This window comes from Celerinatantimonas diazotrophica (genome assembly GCF_004339545.1).
GTDB classification, from domain to species: domain Bacteria; phylum Pseudomonadota; class Gammaproteobacteria; order Enterobacterales; family Celerinatantimonadaceae; genus Celerinatantimonas; species Celerinatantimonas diazotrophica.
In genome coordinates, this window is sequence record NZ_SMGD01000019.1 from 116,921 (window position 1) to 141,846 (window position 24,926).

Genomic DNA, 24,926 nt, shown 5'->3' on the forward strand with positions numbered 1-24,926 from the left:
GCACCTATGAACAATGACGATATACAGCTGAACTGGACATCACTTACTGAGCTGAAATTCCTTCCAGTCGATCTGGACCGACTGTTAAAACGGGTTAATCTTCATTTGGATCAAAGCATTGAGCAACTGTTGATTGCGACCTATCAAAATAAGGTCGTCGGTTGTGCCGGACTCAGCGGATCAACGATTCGCAATGTCGCAGTTGATCCAGACTACCAAGGGCACCAACTGGCCGTGAAGTTAGTCGATGAATGCCAGTACAAAGCCTGCGAATTGGGTCAACATCATCTATTTCTCTACACCAAACCGTCAAATCAAAGCCTGTTTGAAGGCTGTGGTTTTTATAAATTAGTCAGCTCACCGGATGCGTTGTTAATGGAAAACACCCCGGTTGGGATTGCCAATTTTTGCAAAAAGTTATCGCAATCTCGTCGCGCAGGTGCTTCGCAGTCCAGTATCGTCATCAATGCTAATCCGTTTACACTCGGCCATCGGTATTTAATCGAACAAGCCTGCCAACAAAGTGATTGGCTCCATTTGTTCGTTGTCAGTGAAGATTTATCTGAGTTTAGTTATCATCAGCGACTCGCTATGATCAAAGATGGCACTCGGGGGATACCCAATATTACGCTGTATCCTGGCGGGCCTTACCTGATCTCCAGAGCGACATTTCCCAGTTATTTTTTAAAAGATCAACAACAAGTCGATAACGCGTACGCTGCCATCGATCTCTTATTGTTTCGCAACTATATTGCGCCAGCATTAGGATTGACCCATCGTTTTATCGGTACCGAACCTTTTTGCCCAATTACAGCCGCCTATAACGCCCAAATCCATTACTGGTTAGGGACTGAAAACATCAATGAATACCCAGCACTCGATATTGTTGAGGTTCAACGCCAAACAGATCCAGACGGAATGCCGATCTCCGCTTCGCGCGTCCGTCACCTGCTACACAAAGGACAGCTTGCCAAAATAAAAGAAATTGTTCCCTCAAGCACTTATACCCGACTCCAACATAATGTTGAGCCGTTAATGACCGTTTCGACGAAATAAAAGCACTAGGACATGTTATGAAAATTGTACAAGAGGCCATTGCCGGGACACTGGAATCCAGTGATCTAATGGTCAAAATTTCTCCCGACCCAGAGCAGCTGCAAGTCATCATCAAAAGTGAAGTCATTAAACAATTTGGTGACCAGATCAAAGCTATCGTTAACCACGAATTAAGCCAGTTGGGCGTGACCACGGGCTTGATCGTGATCCAAGATAAAGGCGCACTGGATTGCGTCATCCGGGCACGAGTTCAAAGCGCCGTCTTAAGAGCCGCCAAATCTGAAGCTCTGAATTGGGAGGTCTTATTATGAAAAAACTACGTCGTAGTATGTTATTTATTCCAGGCGCCAATGCGGCCATGTTATCTACCTCATTTGTCTATAAACCTGATTCGGTGATGTTCGACCTTGAAGATGCAGTTTCACTGCGGGAAAAAGATAGTGCCCGTTTATTAGTGATGCATGCCCTTGGATTATCCGCTTATGAAGGGATTGAAAAAGTAGTTCGAATCAACCCATTAGATACTGAATTTGGTTTAAAAGACTTAGAAGCTTGTGTCCGTGCTGGCGCGGATGTGATTCGTTTACCAAAAACTGACAGCCCAGAAGATCTCCATAAATTAGAAGAACAGATCGCCCGTATCGAAAAAGAGTGCGGACGTGAAGTTGGCTCAACCGGAACCATGGCGGCTATTGAATCAGCCAAGGGTGTTGTGAATGCCGTTGATATAGCCTGCTGCTCAAAACGTCTCATCGGGATTGCTCTGGCGGCCTTTGACTACGTCATGGATATGCAAACTGAACGTGGTGATGGCTCAGAGCTGTTTTATGCCCGTTGCGCTGTCCTACACGCGGCCCGTGTTGCTGGCATCGATGCATTTGATGTCGTTTACTCGGATGTCAACAACGATGAAGGTTTCTTAGAAGAAGTCGAGTTAGTCCGTAAACTTGGCTACAACGGCAAATCATTGATTAATCCTCGTCAAATCGAGTTGTTACACAATGCGTATGCACCGAGTGAAGAAGAAGTGGAACACGCTCATCGTGTTTTAGCTGCCGCCGCAGAAGCGGAAGAAAAAGGGCTCGGAGTCATATCCTTGAACGGGAAAATGATCGATGCCCCGATCATCAACCGTGCTCGCTCCGTCTTAGAACGTGCTAAAGCATCTGGTGTCCGCCACTAATCGACAGGATTTAATCTCATGACTGATATAACCGAAAATTTAAACAGGCAATTCGCCTTACCCGTAGAGTTAAAACCTTTTCAGGGAGCCCATCATCAGACCCCGTGGTTAGACGATCAACAAACAAAACATCAACGTAAAATTTGCCCAACCCTTGAACAAGTCATCCAAAAAACGGGGCTTAAAGATGGGATGACCATCTCTTTCCATCACGCTTTTCGTGAAGGGGACAAAGTCATCAACCGTGTCGTCGCGTGTCTGGCTGAAATGGGGTTTCAAGGTCTAACCTTAGCTTCTAGCTCACTGATGACCTGTAACGATGTGTTAATTGAACATATCAAATCTGGCGTTATCCGCCGTATTTATACCTCTGGAATGCGCGGTAAACTGGCCGAAGAAATTTCCAATGGCCTGATGGAAGAGCCCGTACAAATCCACTCACACGGCGGACGAGTCAAACTCATTCAAGATGGCGAACTGAACATTGATGTCGCTTTCTTAGGGGTTCCGTGTTGCGATGAATTTGGTAATGCTAGCGGTACTCAGGGCCATTCAAATTGTGGTTCACTGGGTTATGCCATGGTCGACGCTCAATTTGCTCACCAAGTGGTTCTTTTGAGCGAAGAGATCGTTGCATTCCCACACATGCCAGCCAGTATTCGTCAGGATCAGGTTGACTATATCGTTCCGGTTGAACAGGTAGGTGACCCAGCTAAAATCAGTGTTGGGGCGGCTCGTATCACTTCAAATCCTCGTGAATTGATGATTGCCCGAAGCGCTGCCGATGTCATCGAACATTCTGGCTACTTCAAAACCGGTTTCTCAATTCAGACCGGTTCAGGTGCCGCTTCAACAGCTTGTACCCGGTTCATGGCTGAACGCATGAAACGCCAACAGATTGTCGCTAAATTTGCACTGGGCGGGATTACCGGTAGCATTGTCGACCTGCATGAACAGGGATTGATCGAAAAAGTGTTAGATACCCAATGTTTTGACCGCCGTGCGGCCGAATCACTCGGTAAAAACCCAAATCATGTTGAAATATCAACCCATGTTTACGCAAACCCAGCCTCAAAAGCCGCATGTTGTGACCAGGTCGATATTGTCATTCTAAGTGCACTCGAAGTTGATACTGATTTTAATGTCAACGTATTAACCGGCTCTGACGGTGTAATGCGCGGCGCATCAGGGGGGCACTGCGACGTTGCAGCTGCAGCTAACTTAACCATCATTGTCGCGCCTCTGCTACGAACACGGATCCCAACGGTCGTTAAACATGTCACCACACAAGTGACTCCCGGTGAAAACATCGATGTTGTAGTCACAGACCACGGCATCGCAGTCAATCCCGCTCGACCTGAAATCAAAGAGCGACTGGAAGCAGCTGGCATGCAGGTCACGACCATTGAAGCGCTGTATGAAAAAGCAATCAGCCTCACTGGCACCCCCAAACCGATTGAATTCACTGATCGTGTAGTCGGCATTGTTCGCTATCGTGACGGCTCAGTCATCGATGTGGTCCGCCAAGTCAAACCGATGGAATAAATTCATCCTTCGCGCTGAAGATTCTATCGTTCGTGCTTGCCGTGTTTGGCGGCAAGCATTCTTTAACCGCATTTAAACGTTGTGGAGCTCCCATTGGCTACCGGATTAACGCCACTTGCGTCGCCCGAATATGAACCATTTGAGCCGCCAAGACAAAGCTATTTTGCACAAATGGCGACTCAGTCGCTACGCGCCGAAGTGCATCTCACCCCTAAACCGGGGTTGGTCGATGAAGCCAATAATGGTGCACATCACGATATGGATTTGGCATTATTCGAAGCCAGTATTGACGCCATATCCCCTTGGTTTGATCGCTTTATCGAGATTGGCCGACAATCCGCAAAATTAGCCGCACCGGTTTCACTTTTCAAAGCACGCCCCTGTGGACTGGCCTGTGAACGAGCTATGTTTGCTGCCACCGGTCAAATTAATACCCATAAAGGTGCTATCTTTGCGCTGAGCCTACTGTGTTTAGCTTATGGTCGGTTATCGCAGCAACGCTCTGATGTGACGCCAACGCTCTTGACGGATCAGGTCGCGCAAATGACCGCTCAGCTGGTTTTAAATGAGTTGCAACACTGCACAGAGCCGATGAGCGCTGGACAACGATTATTTCAAGCGTTCGGACTATTGGGCGCAAGAGGCGAGGCAGCTAGCGGGTTTGCAACGGTACACCGCTATGCACTGCCTATCTGGAACCTTGCCATGACAAAAGGCTACTCGCAACGCCAAGCTCTATTGCGAGTATTAGTCTCATTAATGGCTCACAATCCAGATACCAATATCGTCTCCAGAGGGGGGATCCAGGCATTGAATTTTGTTCAGCAACGAGCCTCTCAGATTCTGTCCCATCTCTGGAATGATGACGATTCACTGATCATGCAACTCCAGCAATTGGATATGGAGATGATCCGCCACCACTTAAGCCCTGGCGGCAGTGCCGACTTATTGAGTGTCACTTGGTTACTTTCCCGTTTTCCACAACCATCAACAACACATCCTTTTGAAAATTCGAGTCAACCGATATGCTAGAAGATTATCAACAACACTGCGCAGAACGCGCAAAACTCGGGATTCCCCCACAACCACTGACTGCTGCTCAAGTCGTTCAATTGACAACGCTTTTAGAGCAGTCTGTTCAAAAACAACCCGAACTGATTGAGCTGTTGGAACAACGGGTTCCCTGTGGCGTCGATGACGCGGCGAAAATCAAAGCAGAATTTTTGGCGCGTATTGCGCTGGATGGCTTAACGATCGCCGGTATAGATGCCCCCAGAGCAATCGAGCTACTAGGGACCATGCGCGGTGGCTATAATATTCAACCGTTAATCGACGCATTGGATATTGATAAATTAGCCCCTTTAGCGGCCAACGCTCTAAGCCAGACACTGCTTATTTTCGATAAATTCGATGATGTAGCCGAGAAATGCAAAGCCAACAACCCATACGCCAAACAGGTGATGCAATCCTGGGCGGATGCACAATGGTTTCTATCTCGCCCAGCCGTGGCTGAAAAAATAACACTCACCGTATTTAACGTGCCCGGGGAAACCAATACCGATGACTTATCCCCCGCTCCAATGGCTTGGAGCCGTCCGGATATTCCGTTGCACGCCATGTCTATGCTGGCCAACCCCAGAGAAGGCGTAACACCGGATAAAGCAGGCGAAGTTGGGCCACTTCAAGAGATTGCAACGCTCAAAGCCAAAGGCAACCCTCTGATTTACGTCGGTGATGTGGTTGGAACTGGCTCATCACGCAAATCAGCGACCAACTCACTGCTGTGGAATTTTGCCAACGATATCCCTTATGTGCCAAACCAGCGGGATGGGGGGTATGTCATTGCTGGCAAAATCGCACCGATCTTCTTTAATACTTTAGAAGACTCCGGGGCTTTGCCCATGGAAGGCGATGTCAGTGCACTGAAACATGGCCAGGTGATTGATTTATTGCCCTATCAGGGACAGATTCAGGATCATGAAAGTGGCCAGGTCATCGGTTCATTTCAGCTCAAAACCGATATTTTACTGGATGAAGTGCGAGCCGGTGGCCGTCTGTTCTTAATCATCGGTCGTAAACTGACCGCTCAGGCTCGGCAGTTCCTTAACCTGCCAGCCAGTGATGTATTCCGTCAGCCTAAGGCCGTCAACGCGTCGAATAAAGGCTTTTCGCTGGCTCAAAAAATGGTTGGTAAAGCCTGCAACTGTGAAGGGGTCCGTCCCGGCCAATACTGCGAACCTAAAATGACTACGGTCGGTTCACAAGACACAACGGGAGGGATGACTCGGGATGAGCTGAAAAATCTGGCTTGCCTGAAATTCTCGGCCGATTTAGTGATGCAATCTTTTTGTCATACCTCGGCTTATCCAAACGAAGTCGATGTTAAGCTGCAACACACATTGCCTGAGTTCATTGCCAGCCGAGGCGGCGTTGCATTAAGACCCGGCGATGGCATTATTCATTCATGGTTGAACCGGATGTTACTGCCCAACACCGTGGGCACAGGGGGAGATTCACATACCCGCTTCCCGCTGGGAATTTCATTCCCTGCCGGCTCTGGGTTAGTGGCGTTTGCCGCCGCAACCGGCATGATGCCGCTGGATATGCCAGAATCGGTTCTGGTCCGCTTTAAAGGGAAAATGCAGCCTCATATGACACTGCGAGATTTGGTGCATGCGATCCCTTACTGCGCGATTCAGCAAGGTCTGCTGACAGTTGAAAAACAGAACAAGAAAAACATCTTCTCGGGTCGTATCATCGAAATCGAAGGACTTAACGAGCTCAAAGCAGAGCAGGCTTTCGAACTGGCCGATGCCACCGCTGAACGTTCCGCTGCTGCCTGTACGGTGCAGATGTCACAGGAAAATATCGAAGAATATATCCGCTCTAACATCGCGCTGCTGCGGTGGATGATCGCCCAAGGTTATAGTGATGCCCAAACACTGCAACAGCGTGTCGATGCCATGCAGCAATGGCTGGATCAGCCCACGATGATTCAAGCCGATCCAGATGCCGAATATGCTGCGGTGATCGACATTGACTTAGCCGATATCACAGAGCCTCTATTATGTGCGCCGAACGATCCAGATGACGTTCGCCGGTTATCCGATGTAGCGAACAACCCAATCGATGAAGTGTTCATTGGTTCATGTATGACCAATATCGGTCACTTCCGAGCAACGGGGCAATTGTTAGAACAGTCTCAAGCGCAAGTGAAAGCTAAATTATGGCTGGCGCCCCCCACTAAAATGGATGCCAAACAGCTCGCTCAAGAGGGCTATCTCAACCGCTATATCCGCGCTGGCGCCCGAGTTGAGCCTGCTGGCTGCTCTCTTTGCATGGGCAACCAGGCGCGTGTCGCCCCCGGCTGTCAGGCGGTTTCGACTTCGACTCGAAACTTCCCCAATCGCTTAGGCTCCGGAGCACATGTTTATCTGGCCTCTGCAGAATTGAGCGCGATTATTGCAATCTTGGGGTATATTCCAACTGCCGAAGAATATCACGCGTTTATGGAAAAACTCGACCCCGCTAGTCCGGATGTCTATCGTTATCTCAATTTTGACCAGATTGATGACTATTGCCCAACCGAGCAAACCATCGCCATTACCCCGGCCTAAAATAACGAAACGTCTGACACTGTTTGAGTGAATCGCTCATTGGGTGTTCAGACGTTTATTTTTTATAAATATGCAGGTTAGCGGAACAAATAAAACATCCATATCCCGATAAATGTCGCTAACGCAGTATGCGTGAATATATTTTCGGTGATATTTAAATACAGCCCTATTGCTGAATCGACTACGTAGTTGATTCAGCAATAGGGCTAGAAATGCTTTTCATTGTCATATGAATACAGGACTAATCATACTAGGGGCTAAGAGTACGATGATTATCCATAGAATGATTTTAATACTTCGAGGCTTTATCACCCCCATACTCTATTATCTAGCTGTCTAAGATTATCTGGCCATCACACAAAATGTTCTTCGGACCAAACCACGCAATTTTTGCCCCGGCCTTTGGCGACATACAAGGCTTTATCAGCTTTAGAAAATAGCGTCGAGCTGGAGGTGGTGTCATTAGGGATGCAGCTGGAGCCGCCGGCACTAATGGTCACATTGGTGTGATCACTCACTTGCTTGACCGATTGCTCGATTAATTGGCGGGCTTTGGGTTGACCAAAGGTTGGCATGAGCGCAACAAACTCTTCCCCCCCAAAACGGGAAATCAACAGCGGCTCTTGATCAAACTGGCTGGCTAAAATCGAGGACACTTGGCACAATAGATGGTCACCTGCATCATGGCCAAATTCATCGTTGTAATGTTTAAAATTATCGATGTCAAAAATCGCTAATGAAACAGGCTGCTTATTCTGAATGGCATTAATCCACTCTCGGGTGAGGATCTTTTTATAATAACGTCGGTTGGCCAGTGAGGTGAGGCTATCACAGTTAGCGAGATGCTCGAGCATTGTGCGTTGGCGAACCAGCTGCAAATGAGTATGGACTCGCGCCTTGACGATCCCAGGATGAAACGGCTTAAAAATATAATCTGCCGCCCCTAACAAGAGCCCTTTCTCTTCGTAATGCTCGTCACTTAAGCCGGTAATAAAAATCACCGGGATTGCAGCCGTCTGTGGTAATTGATGCAGCTCAGAGAGCGTTTCAAAACCGTCCATTTCTGGCATTTTAATATCAAGAATGATCAAATCAGGCCTGAGTTCGCGAGCCTTGCGGATGGCCTGTTTGCCACTTTTGGCCAAAATAATACTGGCTTCATCGCGCAATAAATTGCTCAGTACTTTCAAATTAATCACCTCATCATCAACAATTAACACTTGTTGAGTGGGGTGTGACAATGAATCGATTGTCATACAAAGTTAACTCCATGTAACGCTTAGCGAGATCCATTTTTATGTACTTATTCAATCGCAACGAATAAGTATAAATTGCTACTCACACACGATACCATAATCAGATTCTGTTATTCACTCAGGCCAAAATAAACTTTCTTAATCGATAGCACTGCGCCACTGCGCAACTAATTTGGCGGCCGTTTCTAGCTCAATTTCTTCCACTGCGTTCTGAATTTGCTGAAGTCGATTCAGATCATCCCTTCGCGTCACAAACGAGGTAAGCTTTTTAAGCGTCTTCTCAAAGGCGAAATCGGCCGTACGCAGTTGTCCTTCTAACTGGGATAGATGCTGTTTAAAAGCATTAACGCTGTTGATCGACTGCTCCGTGAGATAATGTTCAAGCAGTGGATCTAACTTCACCAATAGTTTCTCCAGCGATTCAAACAACGTTAACCCCTGAGGTTGGACCTCGCCATCAAGCAGCTCTGATTCCAACTCCAGACAGCGATTCACTAACTCATAAGCGCCAATATAAGCAGCATTCGATTTCAGCGCATGAACAAAATTACGAAGTTCTTCCGGGGTCGCCGTTTGCAGTTGTTCGATAAAGTGACGATGGCGATATTGACTATAGAAGGTCTCTAAAAGAGAAAAATATAGTTCATTACGACCACCAATGCGACTCATCGCCTCTTGGAGGTTCAGCTCTTGAATTTGTGAAAGTGCTTCGCACAATTGCGGGTGTGTCAGGGGCCCTTTCTCTTGATGATCTTTGAAATGACTTAAATCGTTATCACTGGCTAAATATCTCAATAAAACAGAAAATAATTCAACTGAGTCAATGGGTTTACCTACATGAGCGTCCATGCCGCTATGAAGACATTCACTAATCGCACTATCACTGACATGAGCGGTCATAGCAATAATGGGTTTGTCAAAACCCAACTCTTGTCGTAATTTCTGCGTAGCAGTCAACCCATCCATATAAGGCATTTGAATGTCCATCAAAACAATATCGACATCATTTTTTGACAGAAATTCAATCGCTTGTTCACCATTATTGGCGATATCAACGTGAATATGGGTATCTTCTAAATACCCCTGCGCTACCTGCTGGTTAATCGGGTTATCTTCCACCAGCAATAACCGATAGGCACTCAGGTCTTTTTGTTTCACCTTGGGATCGGTGTTTTTAGTCATCCGCAGATGACGAGACAATAGCGATTCCACAGCATCAAACAGTGACGAAGGCGATACGGGCTTCTCGATAAATGAGCTGATCAAACCATCGTTGCAATACGCCTGCATCTTTTGTCGCTCATAGGCAGAGATCATCAAAATAGGGGGCGTTTGTTCCTGAAAACGCGAGTGAATTTGCTCAGAGGTTTCAATGCCGTCCATTCGTGGCATCTTCCAGTCCAGCAAAATAACATCAAAGGGTTGACGGATATCAAAGGCTTGATTGACATATTCAACGGCTTCATAGCCATCGGTGGCTACTTCAACCTGATACCCCAGCTCACCCAGCATGGTTTTAAGCACCTGCCGAGAAATCGGCAGATCATCCACCACCAGCACCCGGAACCCATCGCCAGAGCCATGGCGTTCACTATCACTCTGGTTCTGCACAAGCCCCAACGGTAATGAAACATGAAAACAACTGCCCTCGCCCGGGGTACTTTTGCAACTAAGCTCCCCACCCATTAACTGCGCGTATTTGCGACTAATGACTAACCCTAAGCCACTGCCACCAAAACGCCGTGTAATGCTATCATCGGCCTGTGAAAATGAGTGAAACAAACGTTGTTGTTGTTCTTGAGTAATCCCAATACCCGTATCTTGCACATCGATTTCAAGTAAAACTTTGTCGCAATTACCAGTTGGCTTAGCACTGATATTGACACTGACGTATCCTGAATCGGTGAACTTAACCGCATTATTCACTAAATTAATCAAAATCTGCTTGATCCGAACCGGATCGCCAATGAGCTTTTGCGGAACAGATGAATCCAACGATAGTACAATCTCGAGGTCTTTTGTATCGGCATTCAAACTGTTGATATTAATCGCCTGATGAATCGTCGGCTCCAGCTCAAACTCAATATTCTCGATACTGACGCTGTCGGCTTCAAGTTTTGAAAAATCGAGAATATCATTAACTTGACGAAGAAGAACTTCACCAGAGTCGAGAATTTTTGCAATGTAATCACGCTGCATATCATCCAGTGAGGTTTTATTGAGCAGGTTACAAAACCCCAGCACCGCATTAATAGGTGTGCGGATCTCGTGGCTCATACGCGCCACAAATGACGATTTAGTCTCTAGGGCAGCCTCTAGCTCTTGGGCGGTTTGTTCCAGCTCACAAGTTCGCTCGCGAACTTTGTCATCCAAGTTTTTATTGATATTTTCCAGAGCCTGACTATATTCCTGAAGCTTCTCATTGGCATCTAAGGTCATCTGCTCCATCGCTTTGCGATCGGAAATATCGCGACTGACGCCACAGACAAAAATCGGATTATCATCTTTATCGTAGATCGGAACCAACAAGGTATTTGCAAATATCGCATTATCTTCGCCACGGGTGGCATATTGCTCAAAAGACACCGGTTTATGGGCATCAATGGCCTGCTGATACGAGGCATAAAGCCCTTCAACAATTTCATCATCCCACAGATCACGGATATTAAAGTGATCAACACAAGTATCCATGGGCAGCCCCATCACTTTGCGCGAGGCGGGATTATTGTCATAAAGGGTAAATTCGCCATTCGGCTCAACAGCCATCACAAACATAAAATCGGCAGAATGTTGCCAGAGACTTTCAAAACATTCCCGCATGACTCGTTGATGCTGCTCATCGCGTTGACTAAACAACTGCATTATTTTCTCCACTGGATACAGATGAGTATCCACAGATATCCATACAATTTAAATTGATTTGCGCTAAGGGTATTTATTCTTAGCTCACCTTGATTCGCAGGCTCTGTCAACTAAAAGTCTTGATTGCCTATCATTTTTAAAGGTTCTATCAGCGATCATGATAGTTATCTAAAATATATAACTAGAATTGATATAAGAGCGACTTTTTTAGTTCTTTATGAACAAGAAAGTCAACAATAATGGATGATACATAAAAAAATCGGGATGGCAGCAAGCCATCCCGAAAACTGTGGGGTCGAAAACAATAATTAACGTACGAAATGATAAGCCGCGGCACTTGCTTGCAAATATTCATCGCCAGGAGCTGTTCCATGGGCCTGCCAACGGGTCAATTTGAGTTGATTGCAAGCCACATCTAAATAACCGCTAAACGATAAAATCTGCGTCTCACAACAGACATTAAAGCTCACGCTCTGGCGCCACGGCGTTTCACCTAACAATGACGCTTGTGTATCGGTAAACCCTTGAATTGCGATAGTCGATTGATCCGCCAACAATAGTTGGCCCTGAATCAGACCATAATCACTGACCACAGCGAGCTCAAGAGCGCACTCACTACCGGGCAATAACCAGTAACCATTTATCGGATTATCGACTTTCTCCCCCGCGTTCAGCCAGTTGGGGTCAAAAAATGCAACATCGCCCAGGCGGTTAAAACTTAATTTATCGATATAATCGCCTTGCGCAATTTGCTCAAAACTCGTGGTGGCGACCAGAGAGTTAATCACCGATAACTGCCCACTGGTTGTTAGCTGCCCGCAGTAAGTTGAAACCCAATGCCACGTGTTATTATTAGGGACTGTTGACCTTTCGTGATTAGTTTTGCAGAAATCTGAGAGGGATTTAGGCAAGGCAAACGTTGTGCCGTGTAGTTATTCTCCACAAAGAACGTTTAACGCTGGATAAATTCCTCTCAGATACTGCCCTTGGGGTTCATTTAAACGCATCCTGAACTTTGTTGCCCCCTGCTTGCTTAACTCATTAAGCGACGCAGGGCGCGCCGCGTTCAAAATGCGTTTAATTTGAACAAAATTCAACCACCAAAGGTCAACAGTCCCTAGGAGCTGGGTCGGTATTGCTCAGCGCTCGCCAACTAATGCCCAGCACTAACCCTATCCCTGTACCAGCAGCATTCGTCTGACACTGCCCTAACACTGGATAAGTGCCACTGGCACCGGTAGTGGAGGCATACTGTCCCACTAAACTACCGTTGTGCGCAACGTTCAGATCCAGCGTTGAACCATAACTATTCTGCCAGTGCCCAGTTAATGGCACGACCATCGATGAATTGCCCATCAGTGACTCCTTAACATGAAAAGATTGCAGCAGGTTTTTCCTGTTGTTTAGCGATAATTTTGACATCGTCCGGTTTGTTAAACAGCCACATGCCCAGTGGGGCTAGGCGGTTATTGTCATCTAGTTGATATTGATACACACAGTAGAGATGATCCAACAACACTGATCCAACCAATGTGAGCCCTTCTAAACCGGCCATCGGTTGAAACTGAGCCAAGGTTTCACCCATCAGAACACCGGCTTCAATTTCAACGTCATACAAGCTGGCTGGCAGCGTCAGTGATTGACTTTGCCCATGCGCATCCGGCCCTAGCTCAATTATTAAATCGCCGTGGGTTAATGAGGCCTGATAGTAGGCTCGCAGCATCATATCCGGATCGCCTTTAAACAGTGACGAGCCCGAATCAAGGCAAAATGAGAGCGGCTGATCGGCGTGAGCCTGAGCAATTAACTGATCACCGATCGCCAGGCTTTGCATCGGTGTGGTCCAAATGTAGTAAAGTGACTGGAGCGGCTCGCCGGGAACCTGCCGCCAGGGTAAAAACAGGTATTCTAAACTGTCTCGATAACGCTCATCCAACTGGCCAAAACTGACCTTGCCCCGTTTGGTGAGCGCATTGGTGTGAAAACTAACGAACAAAGAGTGCTGATCAATGATACCTTGGTGATATAACGACTCCATAAAATGAAACGATCCGGTTTCCCCCGCCACCTCACAGCGATGCACCCCGCGATAGGCTTGCAGCACCCCGGTCTCGGTCACAGGCTGATAACTATAGCTGGGCACGCCAATACCACCGTCCCAATCGAGCTCAGCAAACTGCCGTCCCTGGTATTTTTCAGAAAAATACAACTCATTGACCAACAGATCTTGCTCTGTGGTCATCGCTAAGGTCAACTGCTCTTGTCCTAAGCAGACCTGCATGCAGCCCCAAGGCCCAAAATCAACGGTGATGGCCTCCTTGCTCAGTATCTTAAAAGAGCTGGATGCTTGGGTATCAAAACAAAGGCCGCCATAATGCTGGCGGTTCATCACTGAGCTCAATGATGAACTGATCCAGTTAAAGTTACTTCCAGTATCTATCGCTAATTTGAGTTGCTGCGCCGGGGTACCAATGCCAATCTGTGCGTACCAAGGCGAAGCGCCATTATATTGGTAGGGCCCACGATACAGGGGTAACGTCAACCCCTTGATGGTTTTTGCACCTTGATGGGTCATATTGCAATATCCTTATTAAAATGAACGGAGCAAAAATGCTCCGTATCATTCATCTCACAATCACCGCGTTCAATGCAACGAATTGATAAAAATACATTCTTGGCAAGATATGCCACGAATCAATCGCCAACCTCAGTTTTCCTGATCCAACATCTTTAATAAATTCAGCACTAACGCTGAGCGCTCATAGCGACGGTAAATAAAGGTAACAGTAGAGTACAAAATCGGCCGCACCGGCACGAAACAAACCCCGGGCAACTGAATAAACTTCATCGAGGCCGGAATTAACGAAATGCCAAACCCCGCAGCCACCATGTTGACGATCGATGATACCTGTGGCGATTCCATCTGTATGGTCGGGATAAACCCGGCTTGCTGGCAGCTATGAATAATATAATCGTACAAATGGGTGCCGATGGCACGCGGGAACATAATAAATGGTTCATCTGCTAACATCGCAACATCGACAATGGGTTCACGACTAAGTCGATGCAACGTCGGCACCACCAACACCAGCTCTTCGCTCACTAGTGCCAGTCGTTGCAAGTCGCCACAATCAAGGGGTTCACGAACAAAGGCGCAATCAAGTCGGGAACTGAGCACTGACTCTACCAACTGAATACTGTCATTTTCGTGAGAGCTGAGGTGCACATCCGGGTAAGCAGCACGAAATGAACGAATGGCGCGTGGAACTTTCGGGTGAAACGCAATCGACCCGGCAAACCCTATCGACAGGTGCCCACTGACACCGCGCGCTAAACTCTGCACTTCGCTCATGGCCTGCGCACTATCGGCTAAAATCTGTAATGCCCGCACCTTAAACAGCTCACCGGCGGCAGTCAGCCTGACCCCGCGGGAAGCACGAATAAACAATGCAGTACCAATTTCTCGCTCAAGACTTTGGATCTGTCGACTTAACGGCGGCTGAGCCATTCCTAACTGCTCGGCAGCTCGAGTAAAGTGGGCACACTCGGCGACCGCTAAAAAATAGCGGAGTTGACGAAGTTCCATTTTTTGCTCCTCAACATAACACTCACCTTATTATACTTTTTAAGTATCAAAAAACGCTATATCTGTCATTGGCTGTATCGTTACATGCTTTAATATATTGTTAATAAATCGTTGCAAGCCTATTTAATTTCCCAACACTTAACCCAATGGGACAGGAACGTACATGAACGTGAACTTTTTTGTGACCTGTTTGTGTGACACCATTAAAGCCGATGTTGCCAAACAATCTGTTCTCTTACTGGAGAAACTCGGCTGCCAGATTCATTTTCCATCTGAGCAGAGCTGCTGCGGGATGCCATCGATTAACAGCGGTTATATCAAGGACAGTCTGCCCGCAATGAAATCAATGATCCGTGCTTTTGAAGGCAATGATGACCCGATCATTGTACCAGCGGGCTCCTGCAGTGCGATGCTTAAAAACTACCCAGATTACTTAACCGACGAGCCAAGCTGGCATCAACGTGCAGTCCAGGTTGCCCAGCGAGTTCAAGAGATGACCAGCTTTATTGTCGATACGCTTGGGGTTGTCGATGTTGGCGCAAAACTTCAGGGACGCGCCGTGTATCACCCCTCCTGTAGCCTGCTGCGCAAAATGAACGTGGTCAATCAACCCCTTCAACTGCTCGAACATGTCGAAGGGTTAACACTCGAGCCGATAGCCAACCAGCAAACTTGCTGCGGGTTTGGTGGTACCTTCTCGGTGAAAATGCCAGAGATCTCAGCGGCGATGGTCAGCGAAAAAGTCCAGCATATTGAACAGGTTCAGCCGGATTACTTAATTGGTGCCGATATCAGCTGTTTAATCAATATTGGAGGCCGGCTGCACCGACAAGGGAATCCGCTCAAAGTCATGCATATTGCTCAAGTTCTGATGAGTCATTAAGGAGTCGCTGATGTCGATGAAAACGAGTCAGGAGAGCTTTCAAGCTCGCCTGGAACACAACATGAACGACGCCTTCATGCGCAAGGCGGTAGCCAACGCCCAAACCCGCATGTTTAGCGGCCGAGCCAAAGCGGCCGAGGAACTGGGGCACTGGGAACAATGGCGTGAAATGGGCGCGACCATTCGCGACCATGTCTTGGAAAATCTTGATTATTATCTGGAACAGCTTAGCGATAACGTCGAAAAAAATGGCGGACATGTCTTTTTTGCCAAAGATGCGGCCCAGGCCCAGCACTATATCAGCGAAGTCATTCAACGTAAAAAAGCGCGCAAAATCGTTAAATCTAAATCGATGGTCAGCGAGGAGATTAGCCTAAACCAGCTCCTTCAAGCGCAAGGCTGCGAGGTATTAGAAACCGACCTTGGCGAATATATTCTGCAGTTGGCCGAAGATGCACCATCGCATATTGTGGTTCCGGCCCTGCATAAAAATCGCCAACAAATTCAGCAGTTATTGCAACATAAACTCGGCTACTCCGGCTCTGATACCCCCGAGGAGATGACCCGCTTTGTCCGAGAAAAAATGCGCAGCCATTTCCTTGAAGCAGATGTGGGGATCACCGGCTGTAACTTTGCCGTTGCGCAATCGGGCACGGTCGCGCTCGTTACCAACGAGGGCAATGCACGCTTTGCCACCACACTGCCCAAAACCCATATTGCTGTGATGGGGATGGAGCGCGTGGTTCCTACCTTTAAAGAGTTGGACATTGTGCTTAGCCTATTGTGCCGCAGCGCCGTTGGCCAACCACTCACCAGTTACATTACAGCTCTAACCGGGCCCCGAGAAAACGACCAGATTGATGGCCCTGAAGATTTCCATCTGGTCATTATCGATAACGGCCGTTCATCTATTTTAGGCTCAGAGTTTCGCCCTATATTGCGCTGCATTCGCTGCGCGGCCTGCATCAATACCTGCCCAGCCTACCGACATATTGGCGGACACAGTTATGGTTCTATCTATCCCGGCCCGATTGGAGCGGTTCTCTCCCCACTACTCGGCGGTTACGACGATTATCATGAGCTACCCTACGCGTGCAGTTTGTGTAAAGGCTGTAATGAAGTCTGTCCGGTCAAAATTCCGCTCGCGGAGCTGTTACTTAAACATCGCCAGAAAATTGCTGAAAGCAAACAGACCACCCTTGGTGAACGAGCCACGGTTGGATTTTTCAACTACGTGAATGCGCATCCGAAGTTGTGGGACAAATCCGTTAAAGGGGGTGCCCGCATCGCCACCAAAGTGATTCACGAAGGCAAAAGTAAAGTAAATGTCGGGGCCGTGAAGTTATGGAGCCAGTCACGCGATCTCCCCGAACCGGAAGGTCAGTCATTTCGCAGCTGGTTTAAACAGCATCAGCGCAAACAACAATAGCGGAGGAGATTATGGCTATCTATCAGCGCGACTCTTTTTTGGCCGAATTGTCAGCCCAACTGGGGCGTGCCAAACCGACACAGGTTACCCCGCCAACATTGCCCTATGATGTGCACCACCAAGTGCTCCAAGACGCCAGTAGCGATGAACTTACAGAGCAACTTAAAGCGTATTCGCAAAACGCTCTGGGGGCTCGTTTTGAGTTGGTAACACAGGCTGATTTCAGTCACCGATTGATGCAGGTCTGTTGTGACTATGTCGGCCAGAGTAATCAAGAGACAGTATTAAGTGCCGACCCACGCTTAACAGCATTGATTGAGCACAGCGACTTTGAGAAAGCCAATCTGGCGCTTTATCAGTTTGATGAAACTACGCCAGAGACAGAGAATCTTCGTCATGTTGAAGCGGCTAAAGTGGGCGTAGTTTACTGTGAGCAAGCGCTGGCCGAGTCTGGCACAATGGTATTGTATTCGACATCGAAACAAAGCCGAATGCTCAGCCTTTTGCCAGAGGTAACCGTATTTGTGGTGGCTAAAAGTACGTTAGTTGCGCGCATTACCCAAGCCATGGAGCCTTTATCTCAACAAGCAACCGACGGCCAGCGAATAGCCTCGTGCGTCAATTTAATCTCTGGGCCTAGTTCAACCGCCGATATTGAGCTCACCAAAGTGGTCGGGGTACATGGCCCAACTGAAGCCTGTTATATCGTGCTTGATGATCTCTAGGGACTGTTGACCTTTCGTGATTAGTTTTGCAGAAATCTGAGAGGGATTTAGGCAAGGCAAACGTTATGCCGTGTAGTTATCTTTATCGATCTGAACGGGTGAAGTCACTTCATCCGACTGATGCTCATCAAATATGATGACTCATCCTACAACAGGTGAGTTTAATAATTCGAAACGAAGCGAGTAGAAGCTCTTGCGCTCATCAAAGCGCTACTTGAAGCAACGGCATCTCAGTCATTTTCTGCTGCCGCAATCCCTTATGCGTTAATATAAGCTGCTGATAAGGAGAAAAACTCAATGAAGCTAAGTTCTGGCGAATACCTTTATCAAATTTCAATTGTTTCGTTGGAAGCTGAGCCGTCGACACAACCTTATTCAATTGTTCAAATTCAGGGAGCAGCATTGTCGAATAACCTTCGTTTAGAGCAATACTAACCCCTTTTAGATCAAAGTCGCCAAAATAACACAGCGGTTTCCCGGTCTTTAGCCACTGTTCTTTAAGTGCCGCAGCGCCTTTACCATATGCAAAATCGCCACGATAAATCACTAACATCTGCTCTAGGTTGAGTTCCATGGAGAATTGTTCTAGCACATAAAAACAATCCAGATTTTCAACGACCAGTAATTGTTGATAACTCAGCAAATCTATATCATGGAAATCCATATCAACAAACTGCGCACCAAGATGACAGTGCATAATAGGTTGAGGCAGCCGAACCAGCACCCGATATTCACGAGGTTGTATCCCAACAGATTTGTCTTCTTGATCACTAACATTCTCCATTCGAGTCTTTGACGCAAGAGATGTACGAAAAGAAGTTTCTCCCAATTGCTGCTGAGTAAGTTCGATTTGATCTAAAAGCGCCTTGGTCCAAGAAAAAGAAGGTAAATTGCTGCTATTATCGGCAATGAGCTCATGGGCTGAACACCACTGAAGGACTCTGTGAATCATTCCGTCCTTCGTCACCCTATCTTTCACTGATGATTTAAATTTTAATTGTTCATCACGGTGCCTAAGCCAGCGACGTTCGCGAGGAGTCAATGGTTTATCATTAATCATCGCATGCTCACTTCAATATCTTCAATCAACCGTAGCTCATTAAACTCAGAGGCATTGGTTTCATAATGTGCCAACTTTAGTCGCTGCTGTACTTTCACCGGCAATGCCTGATATTCAGCGACGATCTGATAAAGCCAGATCTCACCATCCCAACTGAGTTGATTCGCCTCACGATAGGCTAATGCGGTCGTTTTTTCCCCCGACTCAATCACGCTGAGATAGAAGTTCTCTACATCTGTTTTCAGTTGCTGCTGACGAATAGCAACGGCCTCATCAACTTCATGAACAGTAACAGATGCAGTCTGTACCTCGGGGGTGAGCATCAGTTGTGGCCGCGGAATGCTTCGGGCAATGGTCGCCAAAGTATCCACATCAGCACTGTGATCAAGGGCAATGGCTGCGGCGGGGATAATCGCCTGCGCACGGTTAAAACAATCCGGCACCTCACTGCGATGAGGGTAATCAGCAGGCTGATAACGCGGATGTTCTCGCAAAAAGGCGGCCATATTCGCAATGAGCAGTGAGCGCGCCTGTTGCTGACGGAAACGAGCCAATAATTCAATCAGTCGCTTCTGAACTTCCAATAAGCTGGAATGGTGGGCACTCAAATGCCGCTGCAACTGACTCACCAGCAATTTGCGCAGACTGTTACTGCCTTCAGAAAGCTCGATGAGTTCGGCAAAATCAATCAAGGCTAACCCATCTAGTAACCGCCGTAGCTGTTTCTGCGCTCGCTGATTCTCACGGATCTTATCTTCCAGACTAGAAACAAACCCGAAATCGCTATTTAAACGATGCCAAAGGCTGTCGATCGCCTCTTCAAACTGGCCGCTCAAGTCATGTACATGCTCGGTGAGGCGCTGCAGTTGCAGTTCACTGACGCTGTAATCCCCTTGATATTGAGCATCCCGATAAGCTTGTACCCGATTGCGGATCTGCTCTAGTTTTTCTGCCACATCGGCGTTGATCTGACGGCGCTGTTCATCCGCCACCATGCTGGCGATCAACTCACTCACCAGCGGCCGCAGCGTCAGCGGCTGATCTTCACTCGGACGCCAGAGAATACGTGCGGCCACCAGCTTTTTCAGCGCATTTTCAGTCAATGTCGACTCATCCACAGCGCCACTGAGATAGGCTTGCATCAAAACCTTGGCATGTTTACCCAACAATGCCAGTCGCTTCGCCCCGGTTGGTAGCAGGTTGGAGGCCAGCGTTTGCTCATCGGCCACCATCAGAGCAGTTCCTCTTGCGTGGCCCTGTCATCGACCGGCAGATGCTCTTCATGGCGGATAAAGTCAATCACCTCGATCAGATAATCAATCTTACCGGTAACGATGTAGTAGTGCCGTTCTGCATGGGGCTGCAACAGATAGCCGTGCTCTTTAAGTCGCCGGAAGATCAGTTTCATCTGCGCATCGAGGGCATCACTGTGGCTATTAAAAAATGGCAGCCCTGCTAACTGATTGACGCGCTGGCGCAAGCTCTGATTATCTTCACAGCGCAACACAAATTCCTGCAATTTTAGGGTGTCGCCCGCGGTCAGCGCGCGATCATGGCCCATCACTTCCTGCACTAACTGTAACCACTCAAGCAATGGCAATAACGCGCCGATGGTTTCATTAAACTGTTTACTTAAGGATTCTCGCGCTTCTTTGGTAAGCTCCACATACCCTAAATAAAACACCCCGCCGCTATCGCTTTTCACCAGCCGGCGATTCAATGGTCGCAGATAATGGTTGATATCTTGTACGGTCTGCTCGTCACTTAAATGGCGAAATGCATCTTCATCACTGATCTGACAGATAAATTCTCCGGCCAGCAATCGTGTCAGTAGAGGTCCATATTGGATCATGGCTAATTCTCCGTCGCGTCAAGCAGACGCTGCGCCAGTCGGCTCATTTTCGGTTGGATCCGCTTAATCTGGCGTTGATTTGGGTTTTGCTCACTCGGCTGCAATAGATAGCGATGCTTGAATAACATCAAGACATCCGATTCTGGGTTCGGGAATGCGCCGACAATAATAATTTGGTTTTCACTACAGGCTTGGAATAACTTCTCAACATTGTGATAAGCCAACGTGCCAATCTCGTCGATTGGCCAATGCACCCACAGATCGGCACTACCACGCATCAGGCGGGTAAAGGCTAACAGGTACTTACATAAGATCAGATAAGCCATCCCATGACTCGATGATTCCAGTAGCTGGCGATCATTTTTAATCACCAGCTCTGAGCCGCCCTCTTTGAGATGCAATTCAAGTCGCAACAGCGATTCCATCCGATATTGCTCGTCAGCACGCAACAATTCCACGACATCCGAAAGTGCATTAAGATACTCATCGCTGGGCAGCACACGTCCTGAATTACCCCAATCATCATAAGCCTCGGCAAACATTTTAAGTGGTTCCCAGAACCCTAATTCATCAATCGTTGAGATGATTTTAACTTCGGACTTCTCAATTCCTTCTAACGAGAGATCATCGGCTACCGCAGCACTCAAGCGGCTACTCTGGCGAGCGATCCGCCGGTTGATATCACGAAAGACAATAAAGAATTTTTTAAGATCACCCCCAATATTCTCTCCCATCTCCAACAGTTGTTGTTGCTGGTCACGAAGGATGTGGAGTAGTTCCGATAAGATCTTGAGCTGAAGACTGAGCGGGCTGCCCTCTGGTAATTGGCGTTTTTCATGTTCGAGCCGGTCAAGAAAATCACTGCTGGCATCTTTACTTAACAGCAATTCAAACTGTTCAATCGCGCTGCGTAACTGGCTGCGTAACTGATTATGCCGTGACAGAGCTTCACTGGCACGGGAGAGATGTTCACTGAGATCGCCAGCGCCGATTTCAGTTGCTGCAGCTACTGGCGCCAGTTCCAACTGCTGCAACTGGGTTAACAACGGCGTCAACTGATCCAACCACTGTCGCGCCTGCTCTTCAGCCGTTTGATGCTGCAGACGCTGCGCATCCAACTGATGTCGTTTGGCCGTATAGTTGGTTTTCAATTCGTTAAGTTCTGCATGTAATATCCGCAGTTGTTGCTTTAGCGCCGTCTCCTCTTCTAACAATTTCGGTCGAAATTGTTGCCAGTCAAACTGGATAAATTGTTGGTAGCGATTCAGTTCATCTTGACGGTTTTGAACCGTCTGGATCTGCTCATGGAGTTGCTGTTGCTGCTGTTTGGATTGGGCAAGTCGTTTCGGATCAACGCCCATATCAGAGAGCTCTTCGTTAAAGGCCTGTTCTAAATCCTTGAGCTGCGCTTGGTTGCTGGCGCGTTTCTCTTCGAGCTGAGCCTCTAAGGCTTCGAGCTGCTCATCATAAACTTGGAGCTCACTTTGCCAGTCCAACTGGAATTCTAATTTCTGCTGCTGATGATCATCGCGCAGTTGGCTTATCTGTTGCTGCTGCGCTTGCTCAAGCTGTTTGAGCTGATTGTTGGCCCTTTGCAGTTGCTCGGCAAGTGCTGATTTACGTTGTTGTTGTAACTGCTGCTGTTGCTGGGAGAGTCGATCACGAGCCTCACGCGCATACTCAATATTCTGTTCAGCTTCGCTCACCTGCCATTGCGCTTGTTCTACTTGTGAGCGGCACTGCTGCGCAGCATCATGGGCAGTTTTCAGTGCCTTTTCAGCCTGCTGGCGTTGTTGCGTCACGACGCTCAGATGCTGCTCTGCCTGTTGCAGTGCGATGGTAACGGCGACATCATCCTGAGCATAATCGCTCAGCTCGATCGCGTTCAGTTCCAGCTTCAGGCCATAGAGACTCTCGGCAACTTCGACCAAATCAGGCTGTAAATCACTGCGATCTAGCAAGCTGGCATCGATCACCTTACCAACCCGCTGATGCCACTGCGGATAGTGCTGCTGCAGAAAGTGTCGCAACGTGCCGTGTTCCGGCGAAAGTTGTCGTTTTAATTGAGCAAGCTGTTGTTCAGCCTGATTCTGTTCTCGCCGGGCCTGCGTCAACGCCTGATCGGCAGCATCGCGTTGTTGGCGAGTTTGCTGGTGCTGAGACTGCAATGAGGCAAGCTGGCGCGAGGCACTTTGATAATTTTGTTGGGCCTGCTCTAAACGACGTTCACTGGCCGCCATCGCGTCTAACTCATCGGTGTTCAGTTGCAAATGAGCTTGTTGATGCTCCAGAACCGCTATCTGACTTTTGAGTGTGGCGCTCTGTTCGCTAAATTGCGTTTGCAGGGTCTGCAGCTGCTCCTGATAGGTTTGTTCCAGCTGCGCGTTTTTCGCCTGTTGCCGTTCTCGCGTGGCATCTTTTTGCTGCTGCAATTGTTTGCTCTTAGCACGGTTCTGCTCGCTCAGGCGCTGCAGAGCATCATTCAACTTCGCTTTGCGCTGCTCTAGCTGTCGTTCTAAATCGCTATGTTGTTCTACCATCAAGGCGTGCTGTTCAACCAGCTCTTGCAGGTTTTCGCGCCACAGCGGCAGGGCATCAACATCCCGCTGCAATTTAGCCATATCACCGCTTTCAAACTCATCGTAACGTTTTTGCAATTGATCAAGGCGATGTTCTTTTTCATCCAGATCAGCCTCGGCTTTAGAAAGCTGCCCATTGCATTCATTCTGTTTAAGCGAAAATTGTTCACGAACCTGTGCCCATTCATCTCGCACCTGCTGCAGCTGGTCCTGTGCATCGGCCTGAATGGTTTGCTGTTGGCTACGATCACTTTCCAGCTGTGGTAGCAACGCGGCCAACTGAGCATCGGTTCCCTTTAACTGGGTTGCTAACTGGCTGAGATTGGCAAAATCAGTTTCTAATTTTTCCAGTCGCATCGACTGGCGCATCTGCGCAATCCACTCCCGTGCTTTAGTATTTTTCACCTTGGTCGTCGGCAAGGTCACGCCATCTTCTTCAAAGATCGCGGCCAGCATCGATTTGAGGGTATCCATTTTGCCCTCTTTGGCATGTACTGCACTCACCAGTTTCTCGATGTGACGCAACTTATGGTTGTGTCCTACCAGCGCAAAGCTTGCCGCCAAACGGCGCAATTTCATACTATCGGAGTTACTTCCGCCCAACGTTGCTACATCATTTTGAATAATGCTGCGATATTCGCTAGTCGCACTAATTTTTGGCGAAACCTGAATATCCGGATGGGCGCGCATCGCACTGGCCCACTGCGGATAGCGATAGGCGCTCACGCCCGTATCACTGCGAGTCAGATAATGTTCACTTTGATAGGCACTACCGACAAATCGATATTCCACACCACCATCACTTTTGCGAGTCAAAACCGCTTGGCAGATCGCGCCATTATCCCGCTGATATTCATAGATGATGTAACTGTTGTTATAAGGAAGATAGAATTCATCAAATTTTTTACGCGTTTTCGGGACTACACGATTAGGCTGTTCCCCATAAAAAACAGGAATGAGTCGCTGCAAAGTTGTTTTGCCAGAGGCATTGGTGCCACAGAAATTGGTATGTGCATCAACATCAATTTCAACCACGCCATCGAGGTGAGTATGCAACAATATTATGCGCCGTAACTGAGCCATGAAACCTCTAAAAATAGGAAGATGTGCAGCTGGTGTACGCCATCGACCTCACTTGCTTAATCATGGCCCCTATTATTCATGGATCGCACTAAAACGCCAGTTCATTGAGAAAATTGCCATCATTTGAACGGCTAAATCGACCAATCTTTTTAACCCTCGCCCCGACCAAGCGCGCACATATCGAAGCTAACTGTTTTAGATTTCTCAGGC

Annotated in this window: 19 protein-coding genes; 9 read left to right on the plus strand and 10 right to left on the minus strand. The window is 47.8% G+C overall.

The window, feature by feature from the left end; genetic code table 11:
- Nucleotides 1-6: 6 nt before the first annotated feature.
- The 6 genes from citC to acnB all read left to right on the plus strand — a co-directional run bounded on the left by citC (nucleotide 7) and on the right by acnB (nucleotide 7,401).
- Nucleotides 7-1,056 carry a [citrate (pro-3S)-lyase] ligase gene (gene citC / locus EV690_RS17935; protein WP_131914402.1) on the plus strand — a complete coding sequence of 350 codons (1,050 nt, stop codon included), beginning with the start codon at nucleotides 7-9 and terminating at the stop codon, nucleotides 1,054-1,056.
- A gap of 17 nt (nucleotides 1,057-1,073) precedes the next feature.
- Nucleotides 1,074-1,367: a citrate lyase acyl carrier protein gene (gene citD, locus EV690_RS17940; RefSeq protein WP_131914403.1), complete on the plus strand. Its 294-nt coding sequence runs from the start codon at nucleotides 1,074-1,076 to the stop codon at nucleotides 1,365-1,367.
- Nucleotides 1,364-2,239 (plus strand): citrate (pro-3S)-lyase subunit beta, encoded by an 876-nt coding sequence (gene citE / locus EV690_RS17945; protein WP_131914404.1) that lies wholly within the window; start codon nucleotides 1,364-1,366, stop codon nucleotides 2,237-2,239. Before citD ends, citE begins: the two co-directional genes overlap by 4 nt.
- A gap of 18 nt (nucleotides 2,240-2,257) precedes the next feature.
- On the plus strand, nucleotides 2,258-3,784 hold the full coding sequence (citF, locus tag EV690_RS17950; protein WP_131914405.1) for a citrate lyase subunit alpha: 1,527 nt from the start codon (nucleotides 2,258-2,260) through the stop codon (nucleotides 3,782-3,784).
- A gap of 93 nt (nucleotides 3,785-3,877) precedes the next feature.
- Nucleotides 3,878-4,816 (plus strand): triphosphoribosyl-dephospho-CoA synthase CitG, encoded by a 939-nt coding sequence (gene citG, locus EV690_RS17955; protein ID WP_396022813.1) that lies wholly within the window; start codon nucleotides 3,878-3,880, stop codon nucleotides 4,814-4,816.
- The gene (gene acnB / locus EV690_RS17960) at nucleotides 4,810-7,401 is read left to right on the plus strand and encodes a bifunctional aconitate hydratase 2/2-methylisocitrate dehydratase (RefSeq protein ID WP_131914406.1); all 2,592 of its coding nucleotides are present in this window, start codon (nucleotides 4,810-4,812) and stop codon (nucleotides 7,399-7,401) included. Before citG ends, acnB begins: the two co-directional genes overlap by 7 nt.
- Nucleotides 7,402-7,754: 353 nt before the next feature.
- Here acnB and EV690_RS17965 read toward each other — a convergent pair whose 3' ends face one another.
- The 6 genes from EV690_RS17965 to EV690_RS17990 form a co-directional block, all read right to left on the minus strand.
- Nucleotides 7,755-8,657 carry a diguanylate cyclase gene (locus EV690_RS17965; protein WP_131914407.1) on the minus strand — a complete coding sequence of 301 codons (903 nt, stop codon included), beginning with the start codon at nucleotides 8,655-8,657 and terminating at the stop codon, nucleotides 7,755-7,757.
- Nucleotides 8,658-8,795: 138 nt separating this feature from the next.
- Nucleotides 8,796-11,519, minus strand: coding sequence for a response regulator (locus EV690_RS17970; protein ID WP_131914408.1), 2,724 nt, complete (start codon nucleotides 11,517-11,519; stop codon nucleotides 8,796-8,798).
- A gap of 308 nt (nucleotides 11,520-11,827) precedes the next feature.
- Entirely contained in the window at nucleotides 11,828-12,307 is a 480-nt protein-coding gene (locus EV690_RS17975) for a hypothetical protein (RefSeq protein ID WP_131914409.1), read from the minus strand.
- Nucleotides 12,308-12,626: 319 nt separating this feature from the next.
- Nucleotides 12,627-12,875, minus strand: coding sequence for an avidin/streptavidin family protein (locus tag EV690_RS17980; protein WP_165872819.1), 249 nt, complete (start codon nucleotides 12,873-12,875; stop codon nucleotides 12,627-12,629).
- 10 nt (nucleotides 12,876-12,885) lie between these two features.
- The gene (locus EV690_RS17985) at nucleotides 12,886-14,094 is read right to left on the minus strand and encodes a pepsin-like aspartic protease (protein WP_131914411.1); all 1,209 of its coding nucleotides are present in this window, start codon (nucleotides 14,092-14,094) and stop codon (nucleotides 12,886-12,888) included.
- A gap of 132 nt (nucleotides 14,095-14,226) precedes the next feature.
- Nucleotides 14,227-15,105: a LysR family transcriptional regulator gene (locus tag EV690_RS17990; protein ID WP_131914412.1), complete on the minus strand. Its 879-nt coding sequence runs from the start codon at nucleotides 15,103-15,105 to the stop codon at nucleotides 14,227-14,229.
- A 163-nt stretch (nucleotides 15,106-15,268) separates the two neighbouring features.
- Here EV690_RS17990 and EV690_RS17995 point away from each other — a divergent pair, with 163 nt between their 5' ends.
- Genes EV690_RS17995 through EV690_RS18005 form a run of 3 tightly spaced genes read left to right on the plus strand, consistent with a single transcriptional unit; the run spans nucleotide 15,269 to nucleotide 18,142 of the window.
- Nucleotides 15,269-15,988, plus strand: coding sequence for a (Fe-S)-binding protein (locus EV690_RS17995; RefSeq protein ID WP_131914413.1), 720 nt, complete (start codon nucleotides 15,269-15,271; stop codon nucleotides 15,986-15,988).
- 10 nt (nucleotides 15,989-15,998) lie between these two features.
- Complete coding sequence (locus tag EV690_RS18000) at nucleotides 15,999-17,417, plus strand: LutB/LldF family L-lactate oxidation iron-sulfur protein (RefSeq protein ID WP_131914414.1); 1,419 nt, start codon at nucleotides 15,999-16,001, stop codon at nucleotides 17,415-17,417.
- A gap of 11 nt (nucleotides 17,418-17,428) precedes the next feature.
- Nucleotides 17,429-18,142, plus strand: a complete 714-nt coding sequence (locus EV690_RS18005) for a LutC/YkgG family protein (RefSeq protein WP_131914415.1) — start codon at nucleotides 17,429-17,431, stop codon at nucleotides 18,140-18,142.
- Between the two features lie 202 nt (nucleotides 18,143-18,344).
- Here the strand turns inward: EV690_RS18005 and EV690_RS18010 are convergent, their stop codons facing one another.
- Genes EV690_RS18010 through EV690_RS18025 form a run of 4 tightly spaced genes read right to left on the minus strand, consistent with a single transcriptional unit; the run spans nucleotide 18,345 to nucleotide 24,716 of the window.
- On the minus strand, nucleotides 18,345-19,202 hold the full coding sequence (locus EV690_RS18010; protein WP_131914416.1) for a DUF7281 domain-containing protein: 858 nt from the start codon (nucleotides 19,200-19,202) through the stop codon (nucleotides 18,345-18,347).
- Entirely contained in the window at nucleotides 19,199-20,434 is a 1,236-nt protein-coding gene (locus EV690_RS18015; protein ID WP_131914417.1) for a hypothetical protein, read from the minus strand. Before EV690_RS18015 ends, EV690_RS18010 begins: the two co-directional genes overlap by 4 nt.
- Nucleotides 20,434-21,054 carry a condensin complex protein MksE gene (locus EV690_RS18020; RefSeq protein WP_131914418.1) on the minus strand — a complete coding sequence of 207 codons (621 nt, stop codon included), beginning with the start codon at nucleotides 21,052-21,054 and terminating at the stop codon, nucleotides 20,434-20,436. Before EV690_RS18020 ends, EV690_RS18015 begins: the two co-directional genes overlap by 1 nt.
- A 2-nt stretch (nucleotides 21,055-21,056) precedes the next feature.
- On the minus strand, nucleotides 21,057-24,716 hold the full coding sequence (locus EV690_RS18025; RefSeq protein WP_131914419.1) for an ATP-binding protein: 3,660 nt from the start codon (nucleotides 24,714-24,716) through the stop codon (nucleotides 21,057-21,059).
- Between the last annotated feature and the right edge of the window lie 210 nt (nucleotides 24,717-24,926).